Below are 10,723 nucleotides of genomic sequence, written 5' to 3'. Positions count from 1 at the left end.
GTGGTGCTCGATGGAAGGTGGTTGCGCGTGGGCGGTTATCTTGCACGCAGGTTGCTGAATTACGTCGTCCTGCTGATCATCGCGACGTTTCTCACGTACTTGCTGGCCTCGCTCACGTTCGATCCACTGTCGAATCTGCTCAGCCGCAACCCGCCGCCGTCGGACGCTGTACTCGACGCCAAGCGCGCGGCACTGCACCTCGACGACAATCCGGTGTTGCGGTATCTGAAATGGCTATGGGCGGTACTGCACGGAGACTTCGGGCAGACCATCGCCGCAGGCTCGGTCAACGACGAACTGTGGCGCCGCATCCTGGTCTCGCTGCGGTTGGTCGTGCTCGGCACCGTCCTCGGCGCGGTACTGGGAACCCTCGTCGGTGCGTACGGTGCCGTCCGGCAGTACAAGATCTTCGACCACGTCGCAACGGTCGTGACGTTCATTCTCATCAGCACCCCGATCCTGGTTTTGGCCCCGGTGCTCAAGTACCTTGCTGTGCAGGTCAATCAGAGCACCGGCAGTCAGTTCTTCCAGTACACCGGTGAAACGTCGACGACGCTCGCCCCCGGTCTGATGAACGAAATTGTCGACCGCGCGCAGCATCTGCTGCTGCCGACCGTCGTCTTGATGCTGTTCACCATCGGTGGGTACAGCCGGTACATGCGCAGTTCGATGCTCGACGAGCTGAACATGGACTACATCCGTACTGCCCGCGGCAAAGGGCTCACGCGCGGGCGCGCAATCTTCAAGCACGGCTTCCGTACTGCGTTGATCCCGATGGCCACACTGTTCGCATTCGGTATGGGTGCGGTGATCACCGGCGCGACGTTCACCGAGCGCGTGTTCGGCTGGTACGGCATGGGTGACTGGCTGATTTACGGCATCACCAGTCAGGACATCAACATCACGCTCGCGGTCTCGCTCTTCACTGCGCTGTCGGTCCTGGTTTCCGGAATGTTGACCGATATCTTCACTGCTGCTTTGGATCCGCGCGTTCGCTACGCGGACTGACCCACCACTTCGAGTAGAGGAAAGGACCGGCGATGGCGACACCTGTGGTTCCCGAGATCACTGCGGTCGAGGGCCCGATCGACTCGTCTGCCCCGATCACCCGTCGGCGGTTGGTGCTGCGCCGGTTCCTGCGCAACCGGCCGGCGCTGGTGGGCATCGTGGCCCTTCTCGCGATGTTCGTCGGCGCGTTCGTGCTCCCGCATTTCATCCCGTTCACCTACGAGGAACTCGACGCGTACGCGCTCAACTCGCCGCCGACCACACGACACTGGTTCGGCACCAATCAGATCGGCCAGGATGTTCTGGCTCAGACGCTGCGCGGTCTGCAGAAGTCGCTGATCATCGGCATGCTCGTCGCGCTCATTTCCACGGTGCTTGCCGGCGTCGTCGGCGCGGTGGCGGGGTACTTCGGCGGTTGGACCGACCGCGCGCTGATGTGGGTCGCCGATGTATTGCTCGTCGTACCCAGCTTCCTGGTGATCGCTATCTGCTCTCCGTTGTTCCGCGACAAGAGCTTCTTCATCCTGGTGCTGCTGCTCGCAGCCTTCGCGTGGATGATCACCTCACGCATCATTCGCGCGATGACGCGGTCCCTACGTGAACGCGAATTCATCCGCGCCGCAAAGTACATGGGCGCAACACCGAGCAGCGTGATCGGCAAGCACGTGCTGCCGTCGATGGCCTCCATCCTCATCGTCGACGTCACGCTCAATGTGGGTATCGCCATCATCGGGGAGGCATCGCTGAGCTACTTCGGCTTCGGTGTCCAGCGACCCGACGTCTCGCTCGGCACGCTGATCGCAGACGGTACGTCGTCCGCGTTGACGTATCCGTGGCTGTTCGCGTTCTGCTGTGGCGCACTGGTACTGATCGTGCTGGCGACGAATTTCGTCGGCGACGGCCTGCGCGACGCATTCGATCCGAATTCGACGAGGGGACAGGCACGTGGCTGAGACAGTGCCGGTGTTGAAGGTCAGCGGACTCGAGGTCAGCTTTCCCAGCGAGGAGGGGCGCGTCACCGCAGTGCGAGGCTTGGACTACCAGGTCGACAAGGGCGAGGTCATGGCCATCGTCGGCGAGTCCGGCTCGGGCAAGTCGGTGTCGTCCCTCGCGATCATGGGTTTGCTCCCGGAGTCCGCACGTGTCACCGGATCCATCGAGCTGAACGGGCGACAGTTGCTCGGCTTGTCCGACCGCGAGATGTCGCGTGAGCGTGGACGTTCGGTGGCGATGATCTCGCAGGATCCGCTGACGGCGTTGACGCCCATCTACCGCATCGGCGACCAGATTGCCGAAGCGATCTCTGTGCACAACCCGTCGCTGAGCAAGGCGAAGGTCCACGACCGAACCCTGGAACTGCTCGATCTGGTCGGCATCGCCGATCCGAGAACACGGGCAAAGTCCTACCCGCACGAGTTCTCCGGGGGGATGCGCCAACGCGTCGTCATCGCGATGGCTATCGCGAACGATCCCGATCTCATCATCGCCGACGAGCCGACCACGGCCCTCGACGTGACGATCCAAGCCCAGATCCTGGATCTGCTGCGCACGGCCCGCGACGTCACCGGCGCAGGCGTCGTATTCATCACCCACGACCTGGGAGTCGTTGCCGGCGTGGCCGATCGGGCCATGGTGATGTACGCCGGGCGCGCGGTCGAGACCGCACCGGTCGACGAGTTGTACGCACACCCGTCGATGCCCTACACCGTCGGCTTGCTCGGCTCCGTGCCTCGCCCGGATCGTCCCGCGCAGGAGCGACTGGTGCCCATCGAGGGCACGCCGCCCGCTCTGGTGAATCTCCCGACGGGCTGCCCGTTCGGGCCCCGGTGTCCGTTGCACACGGAGGCCTGTAACGAGGGCGAACCGCCGTTGGTTCAGGTGGCACCGAATCACAGGGCGGCGTGCATCCGCGTCGACGCGGCGACGGCCGAGTCGGTGGAGGCCGAGTTCGAGGGTGCCCCACGGTCGGAGGCCCCCGCGGAGCTCGTGGTGACGGTGTCCAAGGACGCTCCGGTGCTGTCGGTGACCGACCTGCACAAAAGCTACCCGATGTTCAAGGGTTCCGTGCTGCGGCGTCGGGCTGGGGAAGTGCCTGCCGTGCAGGGCATCAGCTTCGATGTGCATGCGGGGTCCACGTTGGCGATCGTCGGTGAGTCCGGGTGCGGAAAGTCCACGACTCTCCTCGAGATCATGGAATTCGTGAAGCCGCAGCAGGGTTCGATCAAGATCAACGGCGTAGAGCCCTGCAGCCTGAGCCGCGCCGAGCAACGAAAGTTGCGCGCCCACATCCAAATCGTGTTCCAGGATCCGATGGGCTCGCTAGACCCGCGCATGCCGGTGGGGGAGATCATCGCCGAGCCGCTGAAGATCAACGGCGTCCCGGTCGACGAGCGAACCCGCCGAGTTCGAGAACTGATGGATACCGTCGGAATGCGTCCCGAGCTCGCGGATCGGTATCCCACCCAGTTCTCCGGCGGGCAGCGCCAACGAGTCGGCATTGCACGGGCTTTGGCGCTGAAGCCGTCGATCCTGGTGCTCGACGAGCCCGTGTCTGCTCTCGACGTGTCGATCCAGGCGGGTGTGCTCAACCTGCTGCAGGATCTGCAGGAGGAGCTCGGTCTGGCGTATCTGTTCGTCTCGCACGACCTTTCGGTGGTGCGTCACCTCGCCGACGAAGTAGCGGTGATGCGCAACGGAGTGTTCGTCGAGAAGGGTCCGACGGAGCAGATCTTCGACGCACCGAAGGACCCGTACACGCGGGCGCTGCTCAAAGCCATCCCCATCCCCGATCCCGTGCTCCAACGAGCCCGAATCGCCGAGGCCGCAGCACTGGCCGACGCCATCTGACCCTGCAGGTTACGTGCACACTGAGAAAGGTGAATTGATGAGAGCCAAGCTATTTCGGGCACTGGTCCCGATCGCGGTGGCCGTGACCACTGTGGGACTGGTGGCGGGGTGCAGCTCGGGTGACACCGGGCCGAACGCCGATGCGCCCGCGTCCTTCGAGAGCGGAGCGCAGATCAACCCGCATCCCATCAGCGATCTCCAGCAGGGCGGAAACATGAACTTTCCGCTCTCGCAGGTGCCGACCAACTACAACTACTACCAAATCGATGGCACGACGGTCGATGCGGCACGGTACTACCTGGCATTGATGCCGAGGGCATTCAATGCTGCAGCCGATGCAAGCCTGACGGTCGCGACTGATTTCTTCACCGACATCACCGAGTCCGAGGTCGACGGCAAGCAGGTCATCACGTACAACATCAACCCGAAGGCCAAGTGGAGCACCGGGCGTCCGTTGGACTACACAGACCTCGTGGCAACGTGGACTGCCAACAACGGTAAGGATCCGGCCTACGAGGCGTCCAGCACCGCTGGCTGGGACAAGGTCGAGTCCGTCGTCCGCGGCGAGAACGACCAGCAGGTCATCCTGACCTTTGCCGAGAAGTTCGGTGACTGGCGGTCATTGTACGAGCCTCTGATGCCGGCTGAGTCCATGGCCAGTGTCGACGCATTCAACACCGGATCTGTGAGCACGATGCCGGCCACCGCAGGGCCGTTCCGTATCCGGACCATCGAGCCCGGTGGCAAGCGCATTGTCGCCGAACGCAACCCGGACTGGTGGGGCGAGAATCCCGCAGTGCTCGACACCATCACGTACCTGCCACTCGATTCGACAGCGTCCGTCGGCGCGTTGCAGAGCGGCGAGATCGACTACTACGAACTGGGTAGCAGCGCAGATGCGTTCAAGGTTGCCCGCGGTATCCCGAACGTCGACCTGCGGCAGAGCCTCGGGTCTCAGTACCGCCACTTCGACTTCAACGGTGCTCCCGGACGCATCACGTCCGACAAGGCGGTCCGGTTGGCTCTGATGAAGGCGATCGACCGCGACTACCTGGCCACCTCGCAGCTGGGCCAGATCACCTCGAACCCGACGGTGCTGAACAGTCATATCTACGTCGACGGACAGAAGGGCTACCAGGCCAACAACGGCGACATCACGTTCGATCCGGAGAAGGCGAAGTCCGAACTCGACGCGGCCGGCTGGACGATGAACGGTGAGTTCCGCTCGAAGGACGGTCAGCAGCTCGATCTGCACGACATCATTCCGGCCGATACCCCGAATGCGACGCAGGAAGCGCAGATCATCCAGCAGAACCTCAAGGCTGTCGGTGCCAATCTGATCATCGATGCAGTGCCGTCGGACGACTTCTTCGAGAAGTACATCCTGGTGGGTGCCTTCGATGTCACCCACTTCACCTGGGAGGGAACGCCGTACACGTCCAGCAGTGACGGCATCTTCCGTTTGACGCCCGGCAGCACGCTGCAGAATTACGGCCAGGTCGGGTCCGAGGAGATCAACGGACTACTCGACAAGGCTGCGGGCGAGCTCGACGACGAAGCACGTATCGCCGACTACAACGAGGCGGACAAGGCGATCTGGGCCGAAGGCCACAGCCTGACGCTGTTCCAGCGTCCGTTCACCTACGCGACGAAGTCCAATCTCGCCAACTTCGGCGCTCCAGGATTCGGCGACATCGACATGTCGAAGGTCGGGTTCCTGAAATAGACAACGGGCTCGAATATCCGGTCGGTGTCGCGGCAATCACGCTGGTTGTCGCGGCATCGACCGCTGTCTACACCCCGCTCGGCCTGGTGGTTGCGCTCGTCGTTCTGATCTGGACGGGTTGGTCTGTGGCCTCGGCCTTGTTGGCCGGACGATCCGCAGCGCGGTCTCGGGATCGAATCTCCGTGCGTCGTGTTCGGTTTCAACACCGCATGCGTTCGCGCGGGTATGTGGAGGTTCAGGAGGGCGCCGGGCGGGCCTGGTATCCGGTGTACTTCCACACCGGTCTTCTCGGATTGGTCCCCGGCGCCGAAGCGAAGGTCGGTAGGTCGTTTCTCGGACACCGCGCTTTCGTCGTCGAACCGGGGATCGTTGCGTTGCCCTCCGGTCGGCGGCGATCGACCTTACCGCCGGGAACACCTCTCGATGCCCCGCGCCTCAACGACGCCGATCTGCGCAGGCGCAGCGCCAGATTCGGTTCGCTGCGTCGTCGGATCATGCTCGACGCCCCCGCAGCGGTGGCCGGCCCGTTCATCGGGCTGCTGTGGTTGATCGTCGACGGTGGGGGCTTTGCACAATTTCTGGCGGTGAGTCTGTTGGCAGCTGTCACCGCGATCTGGTGGTCGGCGATCGCCGGCAGCGACCCCAGTTGAGTCGCTGAGCAATTCTCGTGACGCGCGTTCGTAACTGCTGAGAAACACCCCTGATCTACGTTCGAGATTCGGACAATTCAGGAGGCAGTATGGCGCAGTCGATGGCAGAGCACGCAGCGGAAACGATCAGCAAAGGGATCGGTCGACGCGGCTTCATTCGGGCGGTGGCAGCGATGAGCGCAGGGGCTGGTTTGGCAACTACAGCAGCGTGTTCGACGTCCTCGACCACTACCGCGGCAACAAGCTCGTCGGCTCCTGCAGCGCCCGCGGGTGCCATTCTCAACCCAGGATCGGGCGACATTTCGGGAGACCACTATCTGAGCTCGGAGGTCGACAAGGTTCTGTGGGGTTACGTCCCGACGGTCGACTCGGAGTCGGTACTGCAGATGAAGTCCGGCGAGACTGTCACCATCGATGCGCTCAGCCACGAGGGCATTCTCGAGGACCAGGGCCGCGATCCCGTCGAATTCTTCGGCGGCAAAGGCGTTTCGGAGTCCGACGTCCTCCAGGACGCCATCGATATTGCCGGCGGATACGACCGGACGGTACGCAACTTCGACGTCGACGGACCGCACGTCGTGACCGGTCCGGTGTTTGTCGAAGGTGCGCAGCGCGGAGACGTTCTCAAGATCGAAACTCTGGAGGCCGTTCCGCGGGTGCCGTACGGCGTGGTGTCGAGCAGACATGGCAAGGGCTCTCTGGCAGTTACGGCGTCCGGTGAGGCACCGGCGGGCATCGGCCTGGACGAGGTGATGCCGCCGATCGGAAGCGACGGCAGGAAATCGGGTGACCCGACGCAGTACGGCAACGTGTCCACGTTCACGGCCGTCGAGGACGGGCAGGGCGTGATGCGGTACGGCGATGCGGCCGTGCGCTTTCCGCTGCGTCCGTTCATGGGCATGATGGGCGTGGCGTTCGCGAGCGACCCCGGTCTGACGTCCCCGAATGCCAACTCGATTCCCCCGACGCTCGGCGGTGGCAACATCGACGTCGGTCTGCTCGGCGTCGGCTCGACGTTCTACCTTCCCGTGTTCGCGGAGGGCGCGCTGTTCTACGTCGGCGATCCACACATGGCGATGGGTGACGGTGAGGTGGCGCTGACTGCGATGGAGGGGTCTCTGCGCGGTACCTTCCGTCTCACCGTTTGCAAGGCGGGCAGTGGTGATGCGCCGTCCGTCGCGTACTCGTATCCCTTTGCCGAGAACGAGGACTCGTGGATCCCGATCGGATTGTCCGACCCGGACGGGGCCGTCGGCGGCCAGAGTTCGGACCTGAACGCGGCGATGCGCCGGGCTGTGGTCAATGCTCTCGACTTCTTGGAGACCGATCTCGGTATGGATCGAGCGACGGCGTATGCGTACCTCTCCGCTGCCGCGAACTTCACTGTCTCGCAGGTGGTCGACAAGACCGTCGGCGTGCACGGACAGATCTCGAAGGCGCACTTCGACCGGTAGGAGTGCGCCTGCGGCGCAGTGGTGCGGGTAAGTGCCTCTGCGGGCACATAATCACGCCACTGCGCGTAGCGCACCTCAGCGGTGCGCGGTTGCAATGAAGTGACGTGTTGCGGCGTCGACGATGTCTGCAGGTGCGATGTCGATTTCGTCGTTCAGCCAGGCGATCACGAGTTCGGCAAGTCCACCGATGAAGAGCAGACCGTTGATCTCCGACTGTGGTTGCGGCCAGGCCTTCTCGCCGTAGAGTTCGCGCGACTGTTCGGCCACCAGATGAGCGAAGCCGCGCAGGGACTTTCGTCGGTATTCGCGGAGGGAGTCGACGGCGAGCGATTCGATCATCGCAACCCGGCCCTTGCGACGGTCCTCGGTCAGGACGCCGACGAACGCGGTCACCGCATTGTGTACCTTCTCGTCGACGGTCCGGGCGGGGGAGTGCAGTGCATCCAGCGCTGCCGTTCGTATCTCGGCGGACACCGATTCCACGACCTGCTCGAGCAAGTCGTCTCTGCTGCTGAAGTTTTGGTAGAAGTAGCGCTCGGTCAGCTTGGCGTGTGCGCAGATCGCGGTCATGGTCGCACCCTTCGCTCCGGCTGCCGCGAATACCTCGAGGCCGGCGTCGAGCAATCTCGCTCGGCGGTCGGCCGCGCGGTCGTCGGCGCTCATGCCGTTGTAGCGACGCGTCGTGGGAGGCATGGGTAGATCTTGACAGAGACCGTGACTGTGACGCAGACTACATCTCATCTGACATGGCACCATGTCAGATTGACGGAGGTCGACAATGGCACGTGCTCTGGCTGCTCCACCCGCAGATTCAGCTCTCCAACCGGTGTTCGGCGACGGCGGTCTTCCCGTCGTCGGGCACACGCTCGAGTACATTCGAGACCCTCTGAAGCTGCTCGGTAGTCGGTGGGACAAGTACGGCGAGGTCTCGTGGATGACGATGGCCGGGCAGAAGTGGATCACCGTTCTCGGTCCCGATGCGTGTCAGCAGGTGCTGCAGAACGCGGACAAGGCGTTCGCCAACGGTGACGGCTGGTCGCTGTTGATCGGGCCGTTCTTCCACGGCGGGCTGATGCTGCTCGACTCCGAGGAGCACCTACGTCATCGACGAATCATGCAGCAGGCCTTCACTCGGGACCGGCTGACCAAGTCCGTCGCAGCGTTGAATCCAGTCACAGCAACGGGTTTGGACGCGTGGCAGCCGGGCCGCGACTTCCAGGTCTATCCGGCGCTCAAAGCGCTGACGCTGGACGTCGCGACGAGCATCTTCATGGGAGGTGCGGAGGGAACGACGGACGCCGACATCGCTGAGCTCAATGCGAGTTTCATCGCCTGCGTGCAGGCTGCCACGTCGATCGTGCGCTACCGCGTTCCGGGCACGCGGTGGAAGCGGGGTCTGGACGGTCGAGCGGTGCTCGACCAGTTCTTCCGCCGCTACCTCCCGGCCCGTCGAGCCACCGAGACCGACGACCTCTTCTCGGTGTTGTGCCACATCGAGGGTGACGACGGAGAGCACTTCTCCGACGACGAAGTGATCGACCACATGATCTTCCTGCTCATGGCTGCGCACGACACGTCGACGATCACGCTGTCGACGATGATGCAGTACCTCGGCCAGCATCCGGAGTGGCAGGACAAGTGCCGGGCCGAATGCGAGGCGCTGGGCACCGATGCTCCGTCGTTCGCGCAACTCGACGAGCTGACCAACGTCGATCTGGTGATGAAGGAGTGCTTGCGCCTGGTCTCGCCCACACCGGTGGTGGCCCGCCGTGCCGTGAAGGACACCGAGGTGCAGGGCAAGTTCGTGCCCGCGGGAACGTATGCCTCTGTCGCGCCGCACTTCACGCATCACATGGAGCAGTACTGGCCCAACCCCGAGCAATTCGATCCCGGACGGTTCGCCGCCGATCGACGCGAGGACAAGGTGCACCGCTATGCGTGGGAGCCGTTCGGCGGCGGCGTCCACAAATGCATCGGCATGTTCTTCGCCGGGGCCGAGATCAAGACGATCATGCATCACCTGTTGCTGCGATTCGACTGGACGGTCGACCCCGATTACGTTGCACCGCTGAACTTCACGTCGCTGCCCTTCCCGGAGGACGGGCAGCCCGTGCAGCTGAGACGGCGTTAGACCGATCCGGCGCGGTCGGTGAGCCAACCGATGATGTCGGCTGTGACCTCGTCACGGTTGGTCTCGTTGAGGATTTCGTGGCGGGCACCGGGGTACAGGGTGACGGTTACATCGCTCATGCCGGCCGCGCGGTAGCGGGCGGCCAGTGTCTCGATCAACTGGCCGCCGCCGGCGAGTGGGTCGTCCGTTCCCGACGTGATGAGCAGGGGGAGATCAGAGCGAATCTGCTCCAGGTTGTGCGGATCGGCGAGCTTCTCGGCCTCGCCGAACAAAGCGGGGACCGTCGACGCCGGAAGGTCGAAGCCGCACAGCGGATCTGCCACGTAGGCGTCCACCTCTGCCTCGTCACGCGAGAGCCATTCGTAGCCGGTGCGGTGCTCGAAGGCGGCGTTGAACACGCTCAGGTCGCCCGCCGGGGCGTTGGCCATTCCTGCGGCGAGTACGTCGAGTGTCGTCGAACCCGACAGCACCACGCCCTCGTACAGATCCGATCGCTCGATCAGAACATGCTGGGTGGCAAAGGATCCCATGGAATGAGCGAACAAGAACAGAGGCAGGTCGGGGTACTCGGTCAGCAGTGATTCGCCCAGTTGCTCTATGTCTGCCCACAGGCCGGCGAATGCGGCGGCACCGAAATCGCCGGGGGTGTCGACGATCGACTGGCCATGGCCGCGGTGATCCGACGCGACGACGTGGAAGCCGGCGTCGTTCAGGGCGGCAGCGAAGCGTGCGTAACGACTGCCGTGCTCGGCGAGCCCGTGTGCGATCTGTACGACACCGCGAGCAGGATCGGCGGACGTCGCCCAGGTATAGGTGCTGATCTCGAGGTCGTCCTGCTTGGATACGAACGACGAAGCGTTGGCCACGGAAATCTCCTTGGTGCGGCGAGAGGGTCGAGACACGAACC

9 protein-coding genes are annotated in these 10,723 nt (G+C 63.7%); 7 read left to right on the top strand and 2 right to left on the bottom strand.

Annotated features, from left to right (window positions below):
- Nucleotides 1–27: 27 nt before the first annotated feature.
- From CH285_RS23070 to CH285_RS23045, 6 genes are all read left to right on the top strand, one after another.
- Nucleotides 28–1,008 carry an ABC transporter permease gene (locus tag CH285_RS23070; protein WP_032364425.1) on the top strand — a complete coding sequence of 327 codons (981 nt, stop codon included), beginning with the start codon at nucleotides 28–30 and terminating at the stop codon, nucleotides 1,006–1,008.
- Nucleotides 1,009–1,040: 32 nt separating this feature from the next.
- Nucleotides 1,041–1,961, top strand: coding sequence for an ABC transporter permease (locus CH285_RS23065; RefSeq protein WP_094643749.1), 921 nt, complete (start codon nucleotides 1,041–1,043; stop codon nucleotides 1,959–1,961).
- Entirely contained in the window at nucleotides 1,954–3,855 is a 1,902-nt protein-coding gene (locus CH285_RS23060; protein ID WP_094643748.1) for an ABC transporter ATP-binding protein, read from the top strand. Before CH285_RS23065 ends, CH285_RS23060 begins: the two co-directional genes overlap by 8 nt.
- Nucleotides 3,856–3,892: 37 nt before the next feature.
- Entirely contained in the window at nucleotides 3,893–5,581 is a 1,689-nt protein-coding gene (locus tag CH285_RS23055) for an ABC transporter family substrate-binding protein (protein WP_032384933.1), read from the top strand.
- Between the two features lie 209 nt (nucleotides 5,582–5,790).
- Entirely contained in the window at nucleotides 5,791–6,231 is a 441-nt protein-coding gene (locus CH285_RS23050) for a hypothetical protein (RefSeq protein WP_141215041.1), read from the top strand.
- 89 nt (nucleotides 6,232–6,320) lie between these two features.
- Nucleotides 6,321–7,685 (top strand): acetamidase/formamidase family protein, encoded by a 1,365-nt coding sequence (locus CH285_RS23045; protein WP_094643747.1) that lies wholly within the window; start codon nucleotides 6,321–6,323, stop codon nucleotides 7,683–7,685.
- 75 nt (nucleotides 7,686–7,760) lie between these two features.
- Here CH285_RS23045 and CH285_RS23040 read toward each other — a convergent pair whose 3' ends face one another.
- On the bottom strand, nucleotides 7,761–8,378 hold the full coding sequence (locus CH285_RS23040; RefSeq protein ID WP_176456978.1) for a TetR/AcrR family transcriptional regulator: 618 nt from the start codon (nucleotides 8,376–8,378) through the stop codon (nucleotides 7,761–7,763).
- Nucleotides 8,379–8,463: 85 nt separating this feature from the next.
- On the opposite strand from CH285_RS23040, the gene CH285_RS23035 reads away from it, so the two are divergent.
- Complete coding sequence (locus CH285_RS23035) at nucleotides 8,464–9,816, top strand: cytochrome P450 (RefSeq protein WP_032393136.1); 1,353 nt, start codon at nucleotides 8,464–8,466, stop codon at nucleotides 9,814–9,816.
- Here the strand turns inward: CH285_RS23035 and CH285_RS23030 are convergent.
- Nucleotides 9,813–10,682, bottom strand: coding sequence for an alpha/beta fold hydrolase (locus tag CH285_RS23030; RefSeq protein WP_094643746.1), 870 nt, complete (start codon nucleotides 10,680–10,682; stop codon nucleotides 9,813–9,815). The genes CH285_RS23035 and CH285_RS23030 overlap by 4 nt on opposite strands.
- Nucleotides 10,683–10,723: the final 41 nt, after the last annotated feature.

This window comes from Rhodococcus sp. 05-2256-B1 (assembly GCF_002258465.1).
Lineage (GTDB): Bacteria > Actinomycetota > Actinomycetes > Mycobacteriales > Mycobacteriaceae > Rhodococcoides > Rhodococcoides fascians.
Note: the sequence above shows the minus strand (reverse complement) of the source record. Positions and strands in the feature narration are given on the sequence as shown.

Excerpts from the sequence above, each read along its gene's own strand:
- CH285_RS23050 (WP_141215041.1), top strand. The coding sequence starts at position 5,791 with ATGCGTTCGCGCGGGTATGTGGAGGTTCAGGAGGGCGCCGGGCGGGCC.
- CH285_RS23055 (WP_032384933.1), top strand. The coding sequence starts at position 3,893 with ATGAGAGCCAAGCTATTTCGGGCACTGGTCCCGATCGCGGTGGCCGTG.
- CH285_RS23065 (WP_094643749.1), top strand. The coding sequence starts at position 1,041 with ATGGCGACACCTGTGGTTCCCGAGATCACTGCGGTCGAGGGCCCGATC.
- CH285_RS23040 (WP_176456978.1), bottom strand. The coding sequence starts at position 8,378 with ATGCCTCCCACGACGCGTCGCTACAACGGCATGAGCGCCGACGACCGC.
- CH285_RS23035 (WP_032393136.1), top strand. The coding sequence starts at position 8,464 with ATGGCACGTGCTCTGGCTGCTCCACCCGCAGATTCAGCTCTCCAACCG.
- CH285_RS23045 (WP_094643747.1), top strand. The coding sequence starts at position 6,321 with ATGGCGCAGTCGATGGCAGAGCACGCAGCGGAAACGATCAGCAAAGGG.